The following is a 21,396-nucleotide window of genomic DNA, read 5'->3' as shown; positions in this document are numbered from 1 at the left end:
TCTTTCGACGCGGTCCACAGACGCGGGATCGCATGCTGATCACGGCCGGAAAATTGCGATGTTACGAGGCGCGAGCGCGCGGGATGGGAGCAACGCTTCCACGTGTTCGCACATCGCACTCACTGCACCGCGTGTGGGCGCGGCGTGATGTCCGCTGGAGGTCCGACGCATGGCCGAAGGAAAAGCGTCAACGTTCCTCGCCCGCATCGGCGGCCGGATCGAAGTGTGGCTCGGAGCCCTGTCGAGCTTCTGTTTCCGCCATGCTCCAGCTGTCGCTGCGGTCCTCGTTGGCCTCACGCTCGCGTTTGCATTGTCGGCACGCTCGCTGCGAATCGACACGGATCTCACGTCGCTCCTGCCCGACACCTTCGAGAGCGTTCGCGACGTTCGTGATCTGACCAAGGAGTTCGGCGGCGTCGGCTACGTCTCGGTCGTCGTTCACGGCAAAGACAAGCAGACGGTGATCCGCTTCGCGGAGGATGTGGCTCCGAAGCTCGCCGCGCTGAAGAACGTTCGCTACGTCGATTACAAGCGGCCCGTCTCGTTCTTCCGCGATCACGCGCTCTACTACCTCGATCAAGGAGATCTCGAGAGCGTTCGCGACCGAATCACGGAGCGACGTGACTGGGAGGTCTCGCGCGCGACGGGCTCGCTGCTCGACGACGAAGAAGAAGCTCCGCCCGTGAGCTTCACGGATCTCGAAGAGAAATATCGCGCGCGGCTCGCTCTCGACAGCGACGCCAAGCGAGGCAAGGAAGAAGCCGAGTACTACCTCGACGAGACGGGCACGCGCCTCGCGCTCCTCGTGAAGCCCATGAAGCTCGCGTCGGATCTTTCGTTCGCGAAAGAGATCGTCGCCGACGTGGAGCACGTTCTCGCCGACGTCGACAAGTCGGCCTATGGCGAGGGATTCTCCGTCGAACTCTCCGGCCGCTACAAAAAGCGCGTCGACCTCGCGGCCACGCTTTCGCGCGATCTGGAGGTCGCTTCGGCCATCGCCTTCGCGCTCGTGCTCGCGTACGTGGCGCTGCACTTCCGGCGTCTCGCGGCGGTGGTGCTGGTTCTCGTGCCGCTGGCCTTCACGCTGGCGGCGACCTACGGCATGGCCGCGCTGACGATCGGCTCGCTGAACATCATCACCTCGTTCATCGGCGCCATTCTGCTCGGCATCGCCATCGACAACGGCATTCACCTTCTCGGGCGCTACGACGAAATGCGTGCGGCCGGCATGCCGGCGGAGGAGGCCGTGCGCACGGCGTTCGGTGAAGCGGGCCGAGCCTCGATGGCGGCGACGCTCACGAACGTGGGCGCCTTCCTCTGCCTTCTCATCGCGGACTTCAAGGCGTTCCGCGAGTTCGGCGTGCTCGCCGCGAGCGGCATGTTCTTCACGCTGCTCGGCTACCTCACCGTACTGCCCGTGATGCTCGGGCTCGGCGCGCGCCTCTTCACGCCGAAGCCCGTGCCCGAGGCGCCGCCGCTCAAGATTGCCAAGCCGATGATCCGGCTCGCACCGGCGATCTTCGCGGTGATGACGGTCATCCTGATCGTCTCGTTCGGTCGCATCCGCGGCGTGCATTTCAACTACGACTTCGCCGCGCTCGACGAAGCGAACCTTCCGAGCTTCAGGCTCGATCGCGAGGTCAACAAGCTCATCGGGCGCTCGCAGACGCCGCTCGTCGTGCTGGCGAAGAGCGCCGACGATGCGGAGGCAACGGCCGCCGATCTCCGCGAGCGAGCGAAGAACCTCGGAAAGCTCTCGTCGATCGATCGGGTTGTCGCGCCGACCGACCTCGTTCCGAAGGCCCAGCAGGCGAAGAGGGCGATCATGGAGCAGGTCGCCGAGATCGCCGGGCGCCTTCGCGAAGACAAGATGACCGAGGAGCAGATCAGGCAGAAGGACGAGCTCGTGCGCATGGCGAGCACGGTGCCCTTCGGCCTCGGCGATCTCCCCGAAGAGGTGCGTCGCCAGTTCCGGAGCGTGCGAACCAACGAGCTTGCCGACTTCGTGCTCGTTTACCCCTCGGTGAGCCTCAGCGACGGACGCACCGCGCAGCGCATGGCCGAAGAGGTGCGCCACCTGAAGCTCCCGGATGGCCGCGAGATCCACGCGAAGGGCGAGGCGCTCGTTCTCTCCGACATCCTCACGAGCATGGAGCAGGAGCTCCCGCTCATCTTCCTCCTCGCGTTCCTCCAGCAGCTCGTCGTGCTCTGGATCTTCATGGGGAGCTTCGGCCGAGCGATGCTGACGATCTTTCCGGCGGTCGTCACCATCCCGCTCTTGGCCGGATTCCTCGGGCTCTTCGGGCTCGAGTTCAACTACCTCAACGTCATCTTGCTGCCTGCCTTGCTAGGCATGGGCGAAGACGGCGGCGCGCATCTCGTCTCGCGCGTGAGTGCGGGAGAACCGCTCGGCGACGCGCTCGGTCATACGGCGCGCGCAACCTTCGGCGCAGGTCTCACCACCCTCTTCGGCTTCGGTTGCATGGTGATCGCTTCGCATCCGGGCCTTCGCATGTTCGGCGCCGTCGCGATTCTCGGTATCGCCATCAACATGGCGGTGTGCATCTTCTTCCTGCCGGCGTTGATGGCCATTCTCGAGCGCGGAAAGCGCTACTGGAAGGAGAGCCGCGGCGATCTCGCGAGCGTGCCTTCGGCCATCTATCACGCGCTCGCCGCACGCGAGGCGGAGCCTCCGCCTTCGCGTGACGGCGCGGAGTGAGGCCTACTTCTTCGCGGTGGTCGTCGTGCCCGCGTCGGCGTCGGCCTTCGGCGCGTCGGTCTTCGCTACGGGGGCACCGGCGTCGGCCTTGTCACCCGGCATGGCCGGCAGCTCGGTGACGTGCGGCATCAGTACGATCTCGATACGCCGGTTCTCTTTCCGACCGGCCTCGTTCGAGTTCTCGCGCACGGGCTCGTACTCGCTGTAACCGGCCGCAACGAGCCTCGCGGGCGGCATCCCCGACGCGATCATGTGCTGCGCCACGATGAGCGCGCGTGACGTGGAGAGGTCGAGGTTGTTCTTGAACGGCGACGGCGTGCCAACCGGAACGTTGTCGGTATGGCCGGCGACCATGAAGCGTCGGTCGGAGATGTGACGAAGAATGCCGGTGACCTCCTTGAGGGCATCTTTGCCTTCCTTCGAGAGATCTGCGCTACCCGACGCGAAGAGAACGCCGGCCGGCAACTTCACCACCATGCGGCCATGGCGGAGGGCGACCTCGAGCTTGCCGCTGTCGATCATCTTGCGGAACTTCTCGGTGAGAGCCTTGAACGCCTCGAGACGTTTCTCTGCCTCCTGATGTTCGGCGCGAAGCTCGTCGAGCTCGGCACGCGATGCGGTGAGCGCCGCGGTCGACTCGGCGCTCGCCTTGTCTTTCGCGTCGCGTTCGGCGTCGCGAGCTTTGGTGAGCTCGGAGACTTGCGCTTCGAGGGATTGGACGTCGTGGTCGCGCGAGTCGACCGTCTTCTTGGTTTGCCACGCGAAGGCACCCGCGCCGAGGGTGCTCGCCGCCAGCAGTGACACGAGGATGGCGTACTTGGACATGGCGCGAGAGAGAATGCACGGATCTGACGCTCACGTCACACGCGCATTTGCGTCGTACATCGACCGACGCAGTCACTCTGCGCGAGGCTCGGCTGCAAAGATCCGATCGCGCTCGAACGCGATCGCGTTCGCGATCACGATGCGCGCGAAGCTTGCAAGTACGCGGCGCACGCGGCGGCGTACTCGGCGGGAGACTTACCCACGAGTGCTTTGAAGTCGTGAATGAAGTGCGCTTGATCGAAGTATCCGAGTTCCACCGCGAGCTGCGCCCAGTCTCCGCTTCGACCTTGCGAAAGTCGTTCCGCAGCTTCGTGCACGCGAATTCGTTGGATGACCCATTTCGGACTCACGCCCACGTAACGCCTGAAAAGACGCTGCAGCGTGCGCTCGCTCACACCGAGTCGTTCGCACACTTCTTCGACGCGCTGGAGGTGCGTCTCTTCGAGAAGCAAATGAAGGACGCGACCGATCAAGGTGACGTTGGAGTCCTTCGGTGGGAGACGCTCGCGCAACATCGCTTCGACGATGGCAATTTGTCTGACCACCTCGGTCGTTCGAAGTACCTGCTTGGCAAGCGCCTTGCCGTCGATGCCGAAGAGCTCATCGAGACCTACGTTGCGACCGGTGAGATCGGAGGCCGACATTCGAATGAATGGTTGGAACGCACCCGGTCGGAACTTGATCCCGAAGACCGACCCCTTGCCTTCGAGCGTGCGATGGAAGCGAGCGTTGTGGACGCCCCACGCGCGCGTGTCGCCGTTCTCGCAGACGACGTTGACCGATGGATGCGGCAACGTCTGCGAGACGTACGGCGGCCGTCCGCGAAGGTCCCAGCGCACGATCCAGTAGCGCTCGACGAAGAAGTCGAGATCTTCGGAGGGAGCGTGCCGCGAGAGCTCGAAGTGGAGCTCGCCGGCCTTGGGATTGAGGATCCCTCGTTTGCTCGTGGTTGCGGGGCGCATGGCGTGTCGGGTTCTTACAATACCGCGTTCGGGGCCGGCTTCATCATGCCGCGCATGAGCAACGTGAAGCCGATTCCCCCTGGTTTTCATAGCCTGACCCCTGCGATCACGGTCGAGGGAGCCGCCGAAGCCATCGAGTTCTACCGTCGCGCTTTCGGCGCCGAAGAGCTTCGCCGCTTTGCAGGCGGCGGGAAGATCTTCCATGCCGAGATCCGCATCGGCGACTCGATCGTGATGCTCACCGATGCGATGCCCGAGTGGGGATTCAAGTCGCCGAAGCAGGTCGGCGGCATCTCTTCGTCGCTGATGTTCTACTGTCCGGACGCCGACGCCGTCTTCAAGCGCGCTGTCGAAGCAGGCGCAACCGTCGCCTCGCCGCTCGACAACGTGTTCTCGGGTCAGCGCTACGGCGCGGTGATCTGCCCGTGGGGCCATCGCTGGGCGATCGCCACGCAGCGCGAAGATCTGAGCGACGCCGAAGTCCAGAAGCGCATGGACGATTGGATGGCGTCGATTCCCAAGAAGGACTGAGCGTCTGATTCATCGACCGCCGAGGCGATTCAAATCGCTGGAGCCGCTTCGGCGCTCTCCTTCTTTTTCACGCCGAAGATTGCGCATAGCAGTCCCAGCGCAAGGAACAGCAAGCCGACGACGAACGTCAGGATGGTGCTGCCCAGCCGAAGTGGTCCCGACGTGATCAAACAGCTCGTGCCAGGGGCCGCTGGATCGTAATGGACGGTGACACGGCGAAATGCGCTGTACGCCATTGCCTGTCCAAGGGCATGGCTCTCGTTCGCGGTGTCCGTCACGTCATCGGCGAGGAACGAAATCACGTTGTTGGCGTACTTCGTTCCATCGACGGAATAGTCGTATTCGACCCTCGCCGAGCTCTCCGAGTAAAGGCCGACGAGCCAGGAGCTCTTTTCGAAAGACGAGTACGTTATCGTCCCGGAGGTGACCGGCCACTCGGGAGCCCGGTAGTGACGACGAATCGTTAGGCCTTCGTAGATGAAGAACGTCACGCCGAGGCCGATGAGAACCGCCCCAAGGATACCGAAGACGACTCGGTCGGACATGGCCCGGAATCATAGCACGCGCGCTGGAAGTTGCCGGCTCCTGCCCTGATCAATCAGGCGGTTGGTCCTGACACGCGACGACGTGATTGGCGAAGCCTCGGTCACTGCCGCTGATTCGCTTTGTGCATTCTACATCGTCGAACAATGGCGCCACGAAGATCTTCTCGCGGCGCCCGGCCAGTCAATCCGGCTCGGCGGCGGGATCGGTGAGGATCGCGCCGGTGAAGCGCGTGCGAAGATAGAAGCCGCGCGGCACCGTTGCGATCGCCTCGCCCTCGGCTCCCCAAGCAATCGTGCGCACTCGCCCATGCGCCGCCTTGGGCCTGACCTGCAGCCATCGACCGATGTGCGCGGTGACTTCTTCGATACGTCCGATGCCGATGAGCCCGACGACCTCGTCGAAGTCCGAGCGAAGGATGTCTTCCTGCATGGGCGTGGGCGACCAGAGCACAGGCTCACCGAATCTCCGCGCCCGCCACGACGCGCCCTCTTTGGCAATCAGCGGCACGAAGAGCACACGCGAGAGCTTGGCGCGGACCCACGACGTTTCCCACTCTTGCTCCTCCGCATCGGCGAGCGAGAGCGTGCATACGTACGTCGACTCGATGGGCGCGCCTTTGGCGTCGACGGGGATCGTCTTGAGCTCGATCTCGAGATCCGGAAAGTCGTGCACCTTGGCGCCGCCGCCCGTTGCTCCGAGCGCACGCTCGACGATGCCGCCGGGCATGCCCTTCGTCTTCACGGCGGTCCCGGTCGTATCGATCCCGAGCGCCACGGCCACGCTCCCGAGCTCCACACCGACCAGCGCCCTCGCCCTCGCCATGAGCTCCTCGGGCGAGCCCGGCGGCACGACCTCCCGCAACGCCTTCGGCCTCTGAAACTCCACGCGCCTTATCTGCCAGCGCCCTCGCATCGCGGCAAGCGCTTTGGCTTCCGTCCGCGCCTCACTTGTGACCGATGAAGCAGCCGAACGCGCCGTAGCAGATCTCGAGCGTGTCCCCCTTGCGCGTGAGCCGGAGGTGGAGCGGTCCATCGTTCGTGTCGACCTGCAGGTCTCCCTCGTCGTCTGCGCGCCACGGCTTGCCGCTCTTGTTGATGCTCTGGCTCTGCCAGCTATTCTTGTAATCGAGGTAGAGCGACAGATAGAGCTCGCGGTCCGCGTTCAAGCTGAAGGAGCCACGAAACGCGCCATGGATTGTGTCGTCGGCCGGCGGACGATCGATCGTCCAGCCGCCAACGAATGTCTCTTCGAGCGGAGTGAGGGCATCGACCTTGGTGGGACAAGTGCCGTCAGGAGGCGAGCCCGACCACGTGCGACCGTCCATCTTGATCTGGGTGCAACCGTTCGTGACCTCGATCTGTCGCGGCGTGCCATTGATGATGAGGGTGTTCGGAGCCTCGAACGACCAATCGAGTGCACGTTGCTCCAAGTCGACTCCGTACAAGTCGACATAGGCCGTGGCTCTGGACCAACGCCCCGCACCGCCGGTGTCGAATGTGTAGCTCTCGTCGTACGACGAGGCGCCACCCGACGAGCTCGTATGCCAAGCACCCACGAGCCAGGCTGGGTGGGCGGAGTCGTCCGTGCTGTCGCTGTCGCCGCTGCAAGCTGCGGTCGCAAGTGCAAGGGCAGTCGCGAAGACGATGGGGAGCCTCATACCGGGCGTATCGGCCGGCGCGCGTGTCGGTTGCGTACTTTCTTTGCGACCGCTCTCCGTTCACGCGAGCGCCGATGGCCACGCGTAAATACGCGCTTTGCATAGAGCCTCGAAGCCGAGGCGCTGACAGATCGGGGCGGAGGTGTCTTGCATCGCCCAGATCGTGGCGAGCGGCACGCCTCGCGAACGCATCTCCGTGATGCGCGCGGCGACCAGCGCTCGGTAAACGCCGAGGCCGCGGAACTTCGGCGCCACGCTGCTACCGAGGAAGTACTCGGAGCGAGCGCTCACCGGCCAGAGGGCGCCGGAGCCGGCGGGTTCGCCGTCGCAATAGGCCACGAAGAACTGGCAGTCGTTGTCGGGATCGGCGAGCGTGCGCTGCATGTCGGCGAGGAGCGAAGCTGCGGTCGCCGGGTCGTTGTTCCATCCGGCAGCGCTCGCGTGCACGTAGTCCACGACGTTGTGTAGTCCGACGCGCTCCACCGTGATTCTCGGCTCGATCGAGACGCTCACGCGCGAGACCTGGGCCGCCATCCCCACGAGCTCGGTTGGCACCATGCCATGGTTCGCCAGGATCTCGCCGAGGTCGGACGGCGCAGCGCTGGGACCAACACGCCAAGCGAAGTCCACACCGAGCGCGCGGTAATGCGCGATGACCTCGGAGATCCGACGCGGCGCCTCCTCGCGTGTCATCACCGACTCGACGACACGATTGTGCCAGCGCCCCTTCGACGACGGCGTGGTGATCTGGAACCAACCAGGCCGTTCGTCGACGACGCTATCGGGCCGCCGCCAGTTCGCCACTGCCGCCGCGCGCTCGAGCTCGTGCACCATGTCCGCGATGAAGTGATCTCGATCCTCTGCCACCTTCCGATACTACGAGGTCCGCGCTTCGAGTGAACCCTGCGCGGCCTTGTCGCCATCGCATCGCCGCGGTACCTCATGCGTCATGACGTACGTGCTCGCGATGGAGGGCTCCGAGGACGTGTCGGACCTCTTGGTCCGCCCGAAGGCTGCGCCGTCCGCCAAGCCATATTTCGGCCCGCAAGACGCCGTCGAATGGGTGATCGATATTGGCCCAAGGTTCGAAGGCACGTTCAGGCGCGCCGACATTCTGGGCGTGTTCGAGCGTGATTGGCGTCAGAAGAACGATTGGCCGACGATCTACGGTCGGGCGGTTGCTGACAAAGCATGGACGTATGTCGATGCGAGCAACGTCCCGGACGACTATGACCAACTTGCTCTCGGATTCGATTTCACACGGCTCGGCAAAGAATCGTTCACGGAATTTCGATTGAACGAAATCGTATTGGCCTGCGAGGCAGCGGCCAAGCTCCTTGGAGCAGGCAGCACGAAGGCTCGCTTGTCCGCGAGGGAGGCGCTCGCTCGGGCGCGAGAGTTGGACGAACTTCGCGACGAATACGATGACGCTCGCGCCGAGGTCCGGCTCCTCGCTCCCGAGGGGGAGACCTTCGATGGCAAGACGGTATGGGACGTGATGCAGTGCCTTGGGTTGCACTGGGGCGATATGGACATCTTCCACTGGGAAAATGAGGATGATTCCCGGGGAGATGATCACCTCTTCAGCGTGTGCTCCAGCACCAGCCCGGGGTATTTCATCCCCAATGAGATTGCCGACGATCGCGTGCATGTCGGCGATCTCATCTTCGCATTTTCGATTCCCCGGTCGGCCGATCCAGCGGTGGTTCTGGAGGGGATGCTGGCAGCCGCGACATATACCCAAACGCGACTGGGAGGCAGATTGGTCGATGGCAAGGAGACCGATCTCGACCGCGACGCCTTGAGAAAGCAGGTGGCGGAGGTCACCATTCGGCTCGTGAACGCCGGCTTCCCGCCAGGTCACCATCACACGATGGTGCTTCTCTGACACCGAAGCTCAATTCGGACTCACCAACTCAAGAAGATCACGTTGCCGGGGCGCTTCCACCGCGAGGGCCGGTGAGAGATCTCGACCCGCTCATCCGCGCTGAGTCCGATCGTGTGCCCGTGCTCGAGGACTGGGCCTGAATCGCATAGGTAGTGTGCCAAGTTGAACATGCGGTCGAGAACGTGGTCCGTCTGAGCGCGCGGCGCGATGGTTTCGATTTCCATGAGCCCGAAGGCCGTCATGCCCGTCGTTGCGAAGAACGAATCGTTCTTTCCCTCGGGTGTGACTCGGACCTCTAACCAGAGCCGGAGCGGCAAGTATTCACGTGTCGCCATGTCCGCCTGCTCGGCGAAGTCCACCGTGCTTCGGACTACGGCTCCGGCGCCCCAGTAAACCGCCGGTGCCTCCGCGGCGCGTGCGAAGGCTGCAACGATGGCGGTAAGGCGAAGGTTGGCTGCGAAGACGTCGCCATCGTCGGACTGCGTCGATACGACGAAGTGCGCGGGCGACGCTTTGCAGATCGGAGTAGCCTCGGGCCACCACCACGCCGTGGCGCAAGGACCTTCGAGCTGGGACCACGGGATCGGCATCGGCATCAGCCCGACGAACGACGGCTGCCCATCGACGTCCATCGCCCACATGGCGCCACCGGCGTGGTCGATCTTCACGTGGTGAGTCTTCGCGAGCTCGCGCCGAACCGCTTCGGGGGCGGGCATCCGCGGCTCGCGAGCAAGGATCATCGCCATGACTTTGCAGGGAGAGGCGATGCCTTGACCCATGAAGAGGTTGCTCACGGAGCCAGCCTCGCCGTGTCCAAGGCGTGCTGCAAGCGTAGCGCTCAGCCCGCTACTGCGGTTGAGTCACGCGGGGCCCAGCGCCGAAGTCGAGTCGGAGCGTGCGTCACGAACGGGCCTTCGCGATGAGCGGTTCGCCGATGAGCGGGAGATCTCACTCTGGTGACTCATTCCCGCGTGCCCCGTCGATCGGTCTTCGGAAGCCCGCGGCGTGAGACGAGAAGGCGGGGCGAACCCGTTCACATGGTAGCTTTTGAGCTATGCCGATCACGTTTGCTGTCGATGATGTGCGCATGGCGACCGAGCCGCGGCCTACTCGCCGATTCGGCGACGTGATCGGCGAAGGGGCCATTTGCGTGGGCGCCGACCGTGACGCTCGGGTCGTGGAGTTGCCGGCCGTGCATCCCCTGCTTGGTGCCGTGCACCTTGCTTTCGCCGAGCACCGACCTCTCGTGCTCTCGCCGGACGCCATCTGGTTGACGATCGCTCAAGGCGTGGCGCAGCATGTTCGTCTCAACGCGGAGGCGTTGCGTCCACGCCTCGTTCGCCACACTGGTCGCGAGGCGATCAAGGTGGACTGGCTGGGCGAGTTGCCGACCACGCATGACGCGTGGCGAGACATCATCGACGCGTTTCGAGAGAAGGTTGCCGAGCATACGGGGCCGGGGTTGGCGCGCCTCCTCGTTTGCGATTTCTCGACGAGCACCGACGTCGACCGCATCGCCAGCGAGATTGTCCTCATGGACGCGGTCTCTCCGTATTTTGATTTCTTCGTTGCGTGCGTGTGCGGGATTCCGGAGGTCACGCTCACGGGAACGCCCGAGGACTGGCGAAAAATTCGCGAGCGTATCGACGTCATCGAGGAGCTCGAGCTTCGCCAGTGGGCGCGATCGTTGAAGCCCATCGCAGATGAATTCGTTCGCGCTTCGGAGGGCCGGCCCGACGTTGCAATGTGGCGGCGTATCTACAAGCCACGCAAGGCATACGGCTGGAAGCGCATAACCGGATGGGTGGCGCGACTCTTCCCATACGTGAAGTCCGCGGGCACGGTCTCGGTCCCAAATCCATTGCTGGCGCTCCGCCTCTCGCAACCGGACGACACTGGCTCGCCGAACGAGTGGTACAACGGTCCCGGGATCGCGCTGGAAGACGCGCCATGTGGCCCTTCTTCGATGCTCGTTCGTGTGGAGGACTTGATCGGTGGTCGCACGGAGGAGCTCGAGGCGAGCGGAGGTTTGATGGGCATCGAGCAAGACGAGCACGGCGCCCTCCGGCCAGTGTCCGCCTATGTCATTCGACGTCCAGAGGCGAGCATCTTGGATGTCGCGGATCGGATCGTTCGCGAGCATCGATATACTGTCGACGAACGCGATCCACTTCGGAGCTTGGTCGCTGGGACAGCCGAGCAGATCGCTCTGGCCGAACGGATCGGAACGGCGACCCTCGCGTTCTCGGGTGAACGCACGTGGCGGCTTCGAGGGCGGCGCGACCGCGAACTCGTCGACGTGAAGTTGTCCGATGGCACGACGGAATTAATCCAACGCTGGTTGGACTTGCCGAACGGCCTGTTTCTCGCTCACGCATTGACCAGGAAGGGCAGCGCCTACGTGCTCGGCGACGAGCGGTTTCTCGTGCGGCCCCCGCCTCTGGAGGGCACTGACCCGGTCACGGGGCTTTCGTACGCGCATCCTCCGATCGAGGTCTGGCCGAAACGACTCGAGACGACCCAATGGGCACAGGATGTTCCGGTCGTCGGCTCCTCACTCGCCGCCATCCTTCTCCACGCGCTCGAACACGACGGCGAGCTGCCACCCCGAGCTCCATCGACCTTGGACGACCACGCGGTAATTCCGATTGTCCCGCAACGCGAACCGCCCGCTCGGGATCCCCGTTCTGCTTAGAGGGTCGACGTCACGGGCGAATCGTCTGCCTAGAGTCTGGGCCGTGCGATGACGTCATTCTCGCGCGGCAGCCAATGCGGCTGCGTCAGGCTCGGGGAGTCGCAGTCCTCGCTGGGCGCTGGAATGAAAATGGCTTCGCGCATGTTTCGGAGTGGTGAAGCTCCTCTTCGTGGAGAATCATCGGGTGTTCGCGCAGACGGTCATCGACCAGTTCTTGGCGAATCACGAGGTCGTTCTCGTGACGACGATTGCCGAGGCTAAACGTCGATTGTCACACGCGTTCGACGCGGTACTCGTGGATTACGACCTGCCGGACGGAAAAGGTACGGAGGTCGTGCGCGCACTCCGTGCCATCGGCTTTGGAGGAAAGATCGTGGCGGTGTCTTCGAGGGAAGAGGGCAACGAGGAGCTCCGGAGCGCGGGGGCGACGGCCATCTGCTCGAAGAAGGACTTCCGTGCGATAGGCGCTGCGCTGCGCTGACCGCGGCCTAGGCGTCGCGATTGTGACCGTTCGCCGGAAGGAGCGGGGGTTGCGCGAGGAAGCGGGGATTCGTTCCCCGATGCTTTTGAGCGCTATGGACCAAGAACGGGTGGCACAGATAGACCGTGCCGGCTTCGCCCGTCGCATGGACTTCGGGGCAATGCGCGGTTTCGTCGAAGCCATTTGCAGCGAGCTCGCGGAGCGTAAGGCCCGCTTCGCCGGCGGGAGCGAGCTGTCGGGCGATGTCTCGATGCGAGCCGACGCGAATGCGTGTGGGCGCGTCGTCGGGGCCGACATCGGAGAAGAGGAAGAGCATCAAGAGCGCGCGGCCTTTGGAGTGGACGTTCACGCGCCAATCCATGAAGTCCGGCGCGTCGTAGCCGAAGCTCGCGTCGACGTGCCAGCCGTCGTCGCCCGGCTCGATTGCCGAGGGGAAGCGAACAGGGAAGGTGCCCACCGCCGCGCAGCGCTGCCAGCGCCCCGCGCCGACGAGAAGATCGAACGCGTCATGGAGAATCGGCGTATTCGCGGCGGCGACGAAGGGCTCTTGCGAATACATGCCGAGTCGAATGACCGGCTTCGTCCACGTGGAAGGAGCGTTCGGATTGCAGCCCGTGTCCTTCCACAAGATCGAACGCGCTTCCTCCGCGAGCGCTCGCGGAAAGGCGTTCTCGATTTTGACGAATCCTTCGTCGACCCAAACACTCTTCGAAACAGGTGACACGACAGACCTCCACGCGCAGCCAACCCGCCCGGATTCCGAGCGAGTTGGCAAAACCTCTTCCACGCCCAGCGACCGAGCGAAACGCTCAGACTAGGAAGACGGTCGACGCGAAATAGAGAGTCTTCATCACGCGCACCAATCCTAGCGCACGCGATCGCGCTGGCAAGCGCTCCTTCAGCCGACCTTCACCGGCCCGTGGTCGTCGCAATGGCCGTTGTGTGCATGGTGCATGTGACCGTCGACCAGGTAATCGACGTGGTCGCCGTGCGGAATGGCCTCGTGCCCGCAGTTCGCGCCGTGCACGTGGTCCTTCGAGTGGCCCGTGCAGGCATGGGAAGGCGTGCAGGCGGCCGGGTTCTTCGCGCTGACGGAGACGACGTGCTCGTCGACGTGATCGCCGTGTGGATGATGCATGTGGCCGTCGTGGAGGTAGTCCGTGTGGCCCTCGTGCTCGATGGCCTTGTGTCCGCAGCTCGGACCGTGCGTGTGCGTATGGGTTCCGTGCGTCTGGTGCATGCTCATCGTTCTTCCCCCTTCACCGGCTTGCCGAACCATTCGACATCGGCGAGCGTAGGAAAGCTAGGCACGACGATCGTTTCGTCGATCGAGTTTCGTGCGCGACGCGTGCACGTCGCAGCGGCTCAATGCGCTTGCACGGTGTCGCGATAGGCCTCGGCCCAGCGGTGGGCGAACATCGCGATCGACTCGCCATTGGCACGCGCTCGCCAGTTCTCGGCGAGCCAGTTCAACGCGGGTTCCTCGACGGCCAGGGCCGACTTACGCATCGCCGAGACATGCTTCGGCGCCCACGCCGTTACGGTCGCAGCGACGGCATGGATGGCAGTGAGCTGCCACGCGCGATCGGCCTCGCGCGGTGAGAGCTCGCTCGCGAGCGCGGTGGCGAATGCGCTCTTCGAGCGGAGCGAGAGGGTAGCGAGCGTGAGCACGCAATCGATGACGCGGGCGTCGCGCAATTTCGGCTCCTCGCCACGCGTGCCGACGAAACAGGAGCCACGTGCCGAGAGCGCCACCGGCACGAGCGCCTCGCGGCCCACGTCGGGCGTCTGGGAGACGACCGGCACCGTGGCTCCGCTCTCCGGCCAGGCAATGCCCAGATCTTTGCTCAAGCGCATGACGAGAGGCTCGAGCTCGACGCCCATGGCGGCCCGGCTCGCGTCGATGCCGGCCTGGGCAACGTCGGCCCGCGTCGTCCATTCCCGAGCGACGAACATGGGCAGCGCCGCGTCGAAGCTCGGGCCGAATGGAGTTTGACCGAGTGCGTCATGGGCGCAGCGATCGGTGTCGCAATCGGCAATGGCCCTCAGGCTCGTGGCGAGCAGATCGTCGCGCACGTCGTCGCGGAGGGCTCGGGCATAGGGCTTTCGTGAGGCTTCGAGGTCAGCGTCGGGAAGCGGTTCGGACGAGCGCGCCGCGGCCGCGAGCCAGGCATGGAGCTCGGCGTAGCTCGTGGCGCGAAGCGTGATCCTCGGGAGGTTGACCACCATCGTGCGAGGTGGAGGCTCGCGCGGGCGAGGTGGTGGAGGTGGGGCCGAGCCGCACCCGACGATTGCGCCGGCAAATGCAAGTCCGACGAGCGCGACCGTGACGGCCCGGAAACGTGAGGCCAGACCCGACGGCCCCGATGCGAGGACGCAGGCAATGAACGTCTCGGTCGTCGTAGCGCTTGCACGGACCAACGGTCGCATCGTATGCCCGCTATCCATGATGCACGGAGCGCTCGAAGACATCACCAAGGCCGTCGGAGATACCCCCATCGTCCGTTTGAATCGGGTGACGGAGGGCCTGCCGCCTGGCGTCGAGATCTACGTGAAGTGCGAGTACCTCAACCCGGGCGGTAGCCACAAGGACCGTCTCGCGTGGAACCTTCTCCGCCGTGCGGAAGAGGCGGGGCTCAAGCCGGGCGGCACGATCGTCGAGGCCACCAGCGGTAACACGGGCGCCTCGCTCGCGCTGCTCGCCGCGATCCGCGGCTACAAGTGCATCTTCGTCATGCCGGACAAGATGAGCCAGGAGAAGGTTTCGCACCTCCGGGCGTTCGGCGCGAAGGTCGTCATGTGCCCCACGGCCGTCGATGCCGACGACCCGCGCAGCTACTACAAGGTCTCGCGCCGCATCGCCGACGAGACCCCGAACTCGTTCTACGCGAACCAGTACCACAACCCCGCGAACCCCGAGGCGCACTACCTCTCGACGGGTCCGGAGATCTGGAAGCAGACGAAGGGTGACTTCGACGTGTTCGTCGCCGGCCTCGGCACGGGCGGCACCGTCAGCGGCACCGGCAAGTTCCTCAAGGAGAAGAAGTCGGACATCACCGTCGTCGGTGTCGATCCGGTCGGCTCGCTCTACTACGACTTCGTCAAGACGGGCCGCGTCACCAAGCCCTTCTCGTACAAGGTCGAAGGCATCGGCGAGGACTTCTTCCCCTCGACGATGAACCTCAAGATCCTCGACGACATCGTTCGCGTCGACGACAAGGAGTGCTTCCTCATGACGCGCGACATGACGCGTCTCGAGGGCCTCTTCGTCGGTGGCTCGGGCGGCGCGGCCGTCGCGGGCGCCATCAAGTGGGCGAAGACCAACGCCAGCAAGCTCGCCAAGGCGAAGAAGGGACCGATCAAGATCCTCGTCTTCCTCTGCGACGCGGGCGGCAAGTATGTCTCGAAGATCTTCAACGACGACTGGATGCGCGAGAACGGCTTCCTCGACGAGGAGCCGGGCATCGGCACCGTCGCGGACATCCTGCACCTCCGCGGCAAGCGCAAGATCGTCACCACGCCTTCGAACGCGAAGGTGAAGGACGTCATCGCGACGCTCAAGCAGCTCGGCATCAGCCAGCTCCCCGTCGTCGACAAGGGCAAGCTCCAGGGCGTCGTCGGTGAAGTCGACCTCCTCCGCCACCTCGTGGGCGGCACGCGCTCGGCCAGTTCGACCATCAAGGAGCTCGTCGAGAGCGACTACGCGACGGTCACGCCGGACACGAAGCTCGAGCTCCTCCAGGGCGTGCTCGCCGATGCGCGCGCCGCCATCGTCATGGAGCGCGACGCGGTCGTCGGCATCGTCACGAAGATCGACCTCATCGAGTACCTCGCCAAGAAGGGCGCCGAAGCGCTCACCGCGAAGGGCAAGGCGCCCAAGGCGAAGGCCTCGAAGCCCGCGCCGCGCGCGACCACGAAGAAGGTCGGCAAGAAGGCCAACGGCGCTCGCGAGAAGCGCGCCTGATCGACGACTAGTCGAAGGAGCGGCGTGCGCCTCCCGGTTCGGGACGGTGTCACGCCGCTCGGCGTTTTGTGCTCGTTTTCGTGCTCGTTGGCGACGCGCTCACACGCGACCCCGAACGAGCGAGACGAGCGAGAAGCGCGTCAGCCCGGCGCGAGGTACGGCATGTCGACCCAGTGCTGCTGGCCGTCGGGGAAGACGACGAGATGCATCGAGCCGTTGGCTTGCTGCACTGTGCCCGGATAGCGACGGCCATCGGACCACGTCACCTGGACGCGTGAGCCAGGCGCGTATCCGTACCCGTAATTCGGCGGCGGCATCGGCTGCGCACCATAGCCGTAGGGATACGGAGCGGGAGCCGCGGCCTGCGGGTAATGAGGCTGCGGATAGGGCTGCTGGGGATAGGGCTGCTGCGCGTACGGCGCGGGCGCGGGCGCAACGTAGGGCGCGGGCGCAGGTGCCGGCATCGGCACGTGAGGCATAGGCGCGGGCATCGGCTGGGCGACGACAGGAGCGGGAGCCGGCGCGAGAACGGGCGCGGGCGCGGGAGCCGGCACCGACATCGGTTGTACGACCGCCGGTGCGGGCGAGGGCTCCGGCGGCTTCGGCATGGCCTGCGGGAAGGCCGCCATGACCTTCGTGCCGCCCTGATGAGGCTCCGGCTCCACGGTGCTGCGCGGACCTTCTACGGGCGGCACGAACGCCGTGTTCGGCATGAGCATCGTGCCCGCGATCGGCGTCTTCGTGGGGCCCTCGAGCGGTGGCTTGGACGGGCGCGGAGGGAGCGGCGGCGGCTTGCTCGTGCGCGCCGTTTGACCCTGCGTTGGGGCCGGTGCTCCCGTGTTTCGAGACGCGGCGATCTCGTCGAGTGCGTTGCGACCCGAGACGACGTTGCTCACCGCGAGCGGCGAGACGGGGAGGGAACAGGCGCTGCCTCGATGACGGGAGCCGCCGGATTACCCGCTGCGGGAGCTGTGGGGAGTGGCGCGCCGACGCCCGGCGAGGGGCTCGATGCGGGCGGCGGGTGGATGATCGGGAGAGCGGCCGGGGCGGACCGTAGTCGGACACACGGTCCTTCGGGATGGCGGTCTGCGCGAACGGATTCACCTGCGAGGGAACGGGCGGCGCAGCGCCGTAGGCGATCGAAGGGGCCGAGCCTGCGGCGGGGACGCTCGTGAGAGCCGGCGGAACCGCCGCGAGAGAAGAACCCGTGGATCGAAGGTCGACAGCGGGCGCTCCGCACGCGGTGCAGAACTTCCGCGACCCGATCAGCTCGGCGCCGCACTTCGCGCAGTGAATCATCGAGGGATCCATGTTGAGTCAGCTCCACGAGCGACACAAGCGCCGGCGCACCTTCAGGTCTTCCCGCCGGCCGGCCGACGGCGTTTCCCGCCCAGCCGGTAGACACAAAGCTCGGCCGGAAAGCCACCCATATCGACCGTCACGCTTCCTTCGACGGTGAACCCCTCCTGCTCGGCGCGCGCCTGGATCTTCCGTGCCTCGGGGAGGGTCCACACGATGGCGCCCCCCGGGACGAGCACCTTGGCGGCGTGGCTCACGAAGCGTTCGAGGAGATCCGTGTGGGCCCCGCGCTGAACGCGCCGTCCCATCGGCGGATTGGTGATGATGAGCGTGACGCGCGAAGGCTGGAAGGTGAGGGCGTCGGCGCGGTGGAGAGTCGCCGTCACGCCGGCGTTCTCGAGGTTTTTCCGTGCCGCCGCGAGAGCCTCGTCTTCGATGTCGGTCCCGAACAGTGCCTTGGCAGGACCGAGGCGAGCGCGCTCGACGAGCTCCGCACCTGCGCCCACGAACGGGTCCCAGACCACGTCGTCGTCCGAGCGAGGGGCGACGCGTGCGAGCGCCGCTGCGATCGTCGGATGGGACGACGCCGGAACGACGCCGGTTCGGTAAGCGAAGCGTTCGTCCGTGAAGCCTCGCGGCACGAGCTCGATGGAGAGCTTGCCGTCACGGTCGTCGACGACGACCTCCCACGTGCTGTCCGTCGGATCGTTCACGAGCGTCTTCGTTCGTTCGCGCACGAGCTCCGCACAGCGCCAGGCGAGCGCGCGGCGATGCCCGCCCTGCGCCCAGGCAAGACGGAAGCGGATAGGCGCACCGCCCGTCTTCGTGAAGGTCTCGAAGAGTGACGTGGCCTCGCGAGCGAGGAGCGTCTCGACGATCGATTCGGCGAGATCATCGCGACGAACGACGCGCGCGAGCGGAAAGCCAACGTGCGTCGCCGTGCGAATGGCGGCGGCGCTCGCGAGTGGGCCGTCGAGCGTGGCCTCGACGACGCCGGGGCCGCGCAGCTCCGGCTTCCACACCCGTCCGAGCTCCTCGGCGACGATGCCTTCGAGGCCCGCGCGCGTGTGAAAGCGAATGGGGGCGTTACGCGATGCCGACAGATCGATTCTGCCGGGGTTCTCGCGCGCGGCTGCGCGCTCGATCATCACGGCTGCGCGGCTCGCGACCTTGTCGGGCGTGCCCTGGGAGATCTTCGCGAGAGCCTCGCGCGACCCGATCTTGCCGAGCGCCTCGGTGAGCGCGCGTCGATCGTCGTCGCCCTCTGCCGCGTCCCACGCTTCGAGGAGCGCCTTTTCGGTGCTCGCGGCTTCGCTCTTCGTGCGGGGCTTCAGCTTGCCGAGCGAGCGTGCCGCCGTGCGACGCGTCTTCGGATCGGCATCGCGAAGCGCACCGAGCAGCCACGCGCGCACGGCATCTTCGACTGCGCCGCCCGTTGCGAGTCGCCCCACGAGCTTTGCCAGTCGCCCGCGTGCCGGGCGCGTCGCGGCGGTGGCGGCCGCGGTCACCGTCTCGACGACGCGTGCTCGGTACTGCGTCTCGATGCGGAGCACCGCACGCTCGACGGCCGTGGCGAGCTCTTCGTCGTCGGTACCGATGAGCTCGAGCAGCTTGGGCAAATCACGCACGGAGGGCGTGAAGCCGGGATCTCGTACGCGCGAGGTGAGCGGGACCTCACCCGTGGAAGGCGCCATGATCACCTTGGCTTACACGACTTCGCGAGCGGGCGTAACCGGCGCGAGGGCTCGCGCGTATTCTCCCCGTGAGCCGGATAGACTTCAGGTCACCGTCGGGAGTTCCCTCGTGAGCCGTTCCCAGCCAGATCGCGAGGATAAGAGCCTCGAAAGCCTCCTCGAACGCCAACTCGAGCCCTCGATGGGGCGACGGCGTTTCCTCCGCGGGGCACTCGCCGCCGGTACGGCCGTGGTCGCCCTGGGCGGCGCGACGTACGTGCTGGCGAGCGAGGAAGACGAGAAGCGGGCGCGGGCGACGTTGCGCCCCGACGGTCGACCCCGCTTGCCGCCGAACCAGTACCTCCTGAAGCGCATCCGTCCGATGGGCGGCTCCGAAGGCGATCCGAGCCCAGGGGCCTGGCGCCTCAAGGTGTACGGCGAGGTCGAGGCGCCGTTCACGATCGACTTCAAGGAGCTGCTTGCGATGACGCAGGTCGAACAGATCTGCGACGTGCATTGCGTGACGAAGTGGACGTGCCTCGACAGCAAGTGGACGGGCGTGAAGCTCGCCGAGCTCGCCGCGCGTGCGAAGCCGAAGCCGAGTGCGCGTCACGTCATCTTCGAAGCCGCCGAGGGCTACACGTCGAACGTGCCCATTCGCGAAGCGCTCGCGCCGAACGTGCTCATCGCGCACAAGTACGAAGGCCAGCCTCTTGCCCGCGCCCACGGCGCGCCGGTTCGCGCGGTCGTACCCGATCTCTATTTCTGGAAGAGCGCCAAGTGGCTGACCGGCATTCGGTTCGTCACCGCCGACAAGCCCGGTTACTGGGAGACGCGCGGCTATCACAACCATGCCGATCCTTGGAAAGAGGAGCGCTATGGCTGACGCCAAGCCGAAGAAGGCACTCTGGCGTCCGTGGATTCGCGCGCTTCATCGTGACATCGGGTACGTGGCCGTCGGCCTGACCTTCATCTACGCGATGTCCGGGCTCGCGGTGAATCACGTCACCGATTGGTCCGACGGCGATCCGAGCTTCAAGAACTACCAAGCAACCCATGAGCTCGGCGCGCTCGCCTCGCTCGGCAGCGACGAGGCCATCGCCGACGCCGTTCGCCAGAAGCTGTCGATCAAGGAGACGCCGCGCGAGGTGTATCGAGCCTCGCCCGAGGAGCTCGAGATCACCTTCGACAAGCGAAGCCTCCACGTGAACCCGGTCACGGGGCATGTCATCGACGACGGACAGAAGCCGCGCTTCATCCTGCGCTTCGCGAACTGGCTGCACCTCAACCGAGGCAAGAAGGCCTGGACGTACGTGGCCGACGCTTACGCGGCCGGGCTTCTCCTTCTCGCCACGAGCGGCATGTTCATGATCGCCGGCAAGAAGGGCTTCTTCGGCCGAGGCGCGCTCCTCGTCGGCCTCGGCATCGCCATCCCGGTCATCTACATCGCCCTCGCAGGACCGTAGAGCGGCCGCGGGGGCGCTTCAGCTTTACGAGGGCCGCGGCCCGTGCGATGGCGGAGCGCGATGGACCCGCAGCAGATGCTCTCCGCCCCCGTGGACGACGGCAAGATCGACGACTTTCTCGACGAGCTCGGGATGGATCGCACCTGGGCCGAGGGCTATCTCACGGGCCTTCTGAGCGGTCCGGAGCTGATTCCGGTCAACGTCTGGATCAACGAGTTCGTCGACGACGAGACGTTCGCCAACATCGATACCGCCAACGAGGGCCTGCAGACCCTCATGGCGCTCTACAACGACGTCAACACGCGGCTCCGGGAATCGATCGACTCGCTCGTTCCCGACGAGGACGCGGTCGAAGCCTGCGAGGACTTCTGCAGTGGCTACGTCGCCGGCGCGAATTTGCACGCCTCGTGGAAGCGCGACGAGGCGGCGTACATGCTCGTCTTCGTCTTCGCGATCATTGCCGACGAAGTGGGCGAAGACCTTCTTCGTGACGCGAAGGGCGACGTCATTGAAGATCCCGAGGCCTGGCGCGCCAAGCATCGCGCGAACCTCCTCGAGTACGTCACGGACCTCCGCGACTACTGGAAGGAGCGACGCGTCCCGACGCGCCGCACGGAGGCCAAGGTCGGTCGAAACGACCCTTGCCCGTGCGGCAGCGGCAAGAAGTTCAAAAAGTGCTGCGGCCAGTGA

21 protein-coding genes are annotated in these 21,396 nt (G+C 65.4%); 9 read left to right on the top strand and 12 right to left on the bottom strand.

The window, feature by feature from the left end; all coding sequences use genetic code 11:
- The first annotated feature begins 169 nt into the window (after positions 1-169).
- Positions 170-2,719: an efflux RND transporter permease subunit gene (locus tag AKJ09_RS11455; protein ID WP_146647232.1), complete on the top strand. Its 2,550-nt coding sequence runs from the start codon at positions 170-172 to the stop codon at positions 2,717-2,719.
- Positions 2,720-2,722: 3 nt separating this feature from the next.
- Here the strand turns inward: AKJ09_RS11455 and AKJ09_RS11450 are convergent, their stop codons facing one another.
- Positions 2,723-3,544: an OmpA family protein gene (locus tag AKJ09_RS11450; RefSeq protein WP_146647231.1), complete on the bottom strand. Its 822-nt coding sequence runs from the start codon at positions 3,542-3,544 to the stop codon at positions 2,723-2,725.
- A 134-nt stretch (positions 3,545-3,678) separates the two neighbouring features.
- Positions 3,679-4,506: a helix-turn-helix domain-containing protein gene (locus AKJ09_RS11445; protein WP_169927456.1), complete on the bottom strand. Its 828-nt coding sequence runs from the start codon at positions 4,504-4,506 to the stop codon at positions 3,679-3,681.
- A 54-nt stretch (positions 4,507-4,560) separates the two neighbouring features.
- On the opposite strand from AKJ09_RS11445, the gene AKJ09_RS11440 reads away from it, so the two are divergent.
- On the top strand, positions 4,561-5,037 hold the full coding sequence (locus AKJ09_RS11440; protein WP_146647229.1) for a VOC family protein: 477 nt from the start codon (positions 4,561-4,563) through the stop codon (positions 5,035-5,037).
- Positions 5,038-5,066: 29 nt separating this feature from the next.
- Here the strand turns inward: AKJ09_RS11440 and AKJ09_RS11435 are convergent, their stop codons facing one another.
- The 4 genes from AKJ09_RS11435 to AKJ09_RS11420 form a co-directional block, all read right to left on the bottom strand.
- Complete coding sequence (locus tag AKJ09_RS11435; RefSeq protein WP_146647228.1) at positions 5,067-5,582, bottom strand: DUF3592 domain-containing protein; 516 nt, start codon at positions 5,580-5,582, stop codon at positions 5,067-5,069.
- Between the two features lie 181 nt (positions 5,583-5,763).
- On the bottom strand, positions 5,764-6,468 hold the full coding sequence (mutH, locus tag AKJ09_RS11430) for a DNA mismatch repair endonuclease MutH (protein WP_240488440.1): 705 nt from the start codon (positions 6,466-6,468) through the stop codon (positions 5,764-5,766).
- Between the two features lie 58 nt (positions 6,469-6,526).
- On the bottom strand, positions 6,527-7,240 hold the full coding sequence (locus AKJ09_RS11425; RefSeq protein WP_146647226.1) for a hypothetical protein: 714 nt from the start codon (positions 7,238-7,240) through the stop codon (positions 6,527-6,529).
- A gap of 60 nt (positions 7,241-7,300) precedes the next feature.
- Positions 7,301-8,107, bottom strand: a complete 807-nt coding sequence (locus AKJ09_RS11420) for a GNAT family N-acetyltransferase (RefSeq protein ID WP_146647225.1) — start codon at positions 8,105-8,107, stop codon at positions 7,301-7,303.
- A gap of 82 nt (positions 8,108-8,189) precedes the next feature.
- Here AKJ09_RS11420 and AKJ09_RS11415 point away from each other — a divergent pair, with 82 nt between their 5' ends.
- Complete coding sequence (locus AKJ09_RS11415) at positions 8,190-9,128, top strand: cell division protein ZipA C-terminal FtsZ-binding domain-containing protein (RefSeq protein ID WP_146647224.1); 939 nt, start codon at positions 8,190-8,192, stop codon at positions 9,126-9,128.
- A 20-nt stretch (positions 9,129-9,148) separates the two neighbouring features.
- Here the strand turns inward: AKJ09_RS11415 and AKJ09_RS11410 are convergent, their stop codons facing one another.
- Positions 9,149-9,922 carry a DUF4261 domain-containing protein gene (locus tag AKJ09_RS11410; protein WP_146647223.1) on the bottom strand — a complete coding sequence of 258 codons (774 nt, stop codon included), beginning with the start codon at positions 9,920-9,922 and terminating at the stop codon, positions 9,149-9,151.
- 293 nt (positions 9,923-10,215) lie between these two features.
- On the opposite strand from AKJ09_RS11410, the gene AKJ09_RS11405 reads away from it, so the two are divergent.
- The gene (locus AKJ09_RS11405; protein ID WP_169927455.1) at positions 10,216-11,823 is read left to right on the top strand and encodes a DUF4419 domain-containing protein; all 1,608 of its coding nucleotides are present in this window, start codon (positions 10,216-10,218) and stop codon (positions 11,821-11,823) included.
- 154 nt (positions 11,824-11,977) lie between these two features.
- Entirely contained in the window at positions 11,978-12,304 is a 327-nt protein-coding gene (locus AKJ09_RS11400; protein WP_146647221.1) for a response regulator, read from the top strand.
- Between the two features lie 7 nt (positions 12,305-12,311).
- Here AKJ09_RS11400 and AKJ09_RS11395 read toward each other — a convergent pair whose 3' ends face one another.
- The 3 genes from AKJ09_RS11395 to AKJ09_RS11385 all read right to left on the bottom strand — a co-directional run bounded on the left by AKJ09_RS11395 (position 12,312) and on the right by AKJ09_RS11385 (position 14,725).
- Complete coding sequence (locus tag AKJ09_RS11395; protein WP_146647220.1) at positions 12,312-13,028, bottom strand: phytanoyl-CoA dioxygenase family protein; 717 nt, start codon at positions 13,026-13,028, stop codon at positions 12,312-12,314.
- Positions 13,029-13,202: 174 nt separating this feature from the next.
- On the bottom strand, positions 13,203-13,550 hold the full coding sequence (locus tag AKJ09_RS11390; RefSeq protein ID WP_146647219.1) for a hypothetical protein: 348 nt from the start codon (positions 13,548-13,550) through the stop codon (positions 13,203-13,205).
- Between the two features lie 119 nt (positions 13,551-13,669).
- Entirely contained in the window at positions 13,670-14,725 is a 1,056-nt protein-coding gene (locus AKJ09_RS11385; protein ID WP_146647218.1) for a hypothetical protein, read from the bottom strand.
- Positions 14,726-14,750: 25 nt separating this feature from the next.
- Between AKJ09_RS11385 and AKJ09_RS11380 the strand changes: the two genes are divergently transcribed.
- Positions 14,751-16,268 carry a pyridoxal-phosphate dependent enzyme gene (locus AKJ09_RS11380; protein ID WP_146647217.1) on the top strand — a complete coding sequence of 506 codons (1,518 nt, stop codon included), beginning with the start codon at positions 14,751-14,753 and terminating at the stop codon, positions 16,266-16,268.
- Positions 16,269-16,408: 140 nt separating this feature from the next.
- Here the strand turns inward: AKJ09_RS11380 and AKJ09_RS54230 are convergent, their stop codons facing one another.
- Both AKJ09_RS54230 and AKJ09_RS11370 read right to left on the bottom strand, forming a co-directional pair.
- Positions 16,409-17,164 carry a tudor domain-containing protein gene (locus AKJ09_RS54230; RefSeq protein ID WP_205633687.1) on the bottom strand — a complete coding sequence of 252 codons (756 nt, stop codon included), beginning with the start codon at positions 17,162-17,164 and terminating at the stop codon, positions 16,409-16,411.
- A gap of 456 nt (positions 17,165-17,620) precedes the next feature.
- Positions 17,621-19,261, bottom strand: a complete 1,641-nt coding sequence (locus AKJ09_RS11370; RefSeq protein ID WP_146647216.1) for a methyltransferase — start codon at positions 19,259-19,261, stop codon at positions 17,621-17,623.
- A 181-nt stretch (positions 19,262-19,442) separates the two neighbouring features.
- Here AKJ09_RS11370 and AKJ09_RS11365 point away from each other — a divergent pair, with 181 nt between their 5' ends.
- Genes AKJ09_RS11365 through AKJ09_RS54765 form a run of 3 tightly spaced genes read left to right on the top strand, consistent with a single transcriptional unit; the run spans position 19,443 to position 21,396 of the window.
- The gene (locus tag AKJ09_RS11365) at positions 19,443-20,126 is read left to right on the top strand and encodes a molybdopterin-dependent oxidoreductase (protein WP_146655501.1); all 684 of its coding nucleotides are present in this window, start codon (positions 19,443-19,445) and stop codon (positions 20,124-20,126) included.
- The gene (locus AKJ09_RS11360) at positions 20,119-20,706 is read left to right on the top strand and encodes a PepSY-associated TM helix domain-containing protein (protein WP_146647215.1); all 588 of its coding nucleotides are present in this window, start codon (positions 20,119-20,121) and stop codon (positions 20,704-20,706) included. Before AKJ09_RS11365 ends, AKJ09_RS11360 begins: the two co-directional genes overlap by 8 nt.
- A gap of 42 nt (positions 20,707-20,748) precedes the next feature.
- Positions 20,749-21,396 carry a UPF0149 family protein gene (locus tag AKJ09_RS54765; RefSeq protein ID WP_146647214.1) on the top strand — a complete coding sequence of 216 codons (648 nt, stop codon included), beginning with the start codon at positions 20,749-20,751 and terminating at the stop codon, positions 21,394-21,396.

The sequence above is a fragment of the Labilithrix luteola genome (genome assembly GCF_001263205.1).
Classification (GTDB): domain Bacteria; phylum Myxococcota_A; class Polyangia; order Polyangiales; family Polyangiaceae; genus Labilithrix; species Labilithrix luteola.
Note: the sequence above shows the minus strand (reverse complement) of the source record. Positions and strands in the feature narration are given on the sequence as shown.

Excerpts from the sequence above, each read along its gene's own strand:
- AKJ09_RS11370 (WP_146647216.1), bottom strand. The coding sequence starts at position 19,261 with ATGGCGCCTTCCACGGGTGAGGTCCCGCTCACCTCGCGCGTACGAGAT.
- AKJ09_RS11455 (WP_146647232.1), top strand. The coding sequence starts at position 170 with ATGGCCGAAGGAAAAGCGTCAACGTTCCTCGCCCGCATCGGCGGCCGG.
- AKJ09_RS11360 (WP_146647215.1), top strand. The coding sequence starts at position 20,119 with ATGGCTGACGCCAAGCCGAAGAAGGCACTCTGGCGTCCGTGGATTCGC.
- AKJ09_RS11365 (WP_146655501.1), top strand. The coding sequence starts at position 19,443 with ATGGGGCGACGGCGTTTCCTCCGCGGGGCACTCGCCGCCGGTACGGCC.
- AKJ09_RS11450 (WP_146647231.1), bottom strand. The coding sequence starts at position 3,544 with ATGTCCAAGTACGCCATCCTCGTGTCACTGCTGGCGGCGAGCACCCTC.
- AKJ09_RS11445 (WP_169927456.1), bottom strand. The coding sequence starts at position 4,506 with ATGCGCCCCGCAACCACGAGCAAACGAGGGATCCTCAATCCCAAGGCC.
- AKJ09_RS11435 (WP_146647228.1), bottom strand. The coding sequence starts at position 5,582 with ATGTCCGACCGAGTCGTCTTCGGTATCCTTGGGGCGGTTCTCATCGGC.
- AKJ09_RS11380 (WP_146647217.1), top strand. The coding sequence starts at position 14,751 with ATGATGCACGGAGCGCTCGAAGACATCACCAAGGCCGTCGGAGATACC.
- AKJ09_RS11415 (WP_146647224.1), top strand. The coding sequence starts at position 8,190 with ATGACGTACGTGCTCGCGATGGAGGGCTCCGAGGACGTGTCGGACCTC.
- AKJ09_RS11425 (WP_146647226.1), bottom strand. The coding sequence starts at position 7,240 with ATGAGGCTCCCCATCGTCTTCGCGACTGCCCTTGCACTTGCGACCGCA.
- AKJ09_RS11440 (WP_146647229.1), top strand. The coding sequence starts at position 4,561 with ATGAGCAACGTGAAGCCGATTCCCCCTGGTTTTCATAGCCTGACCCCT.
- AKJ09_RS11390 (WP_146647219.1), bottom strand. The coding sequence starts at position 13,550 with ATGAGCATGCACCAGACGCACGGAACCCATACGCACACGCACGGTCCG.
- AKJ09_RS11405 (WP_169927455.1), top strand. The coding sequence starts at position 10,216 with ATGGCGACCGAGCCGCGGCCTACTCGCCGATTCGGCGACGTGATCGGC.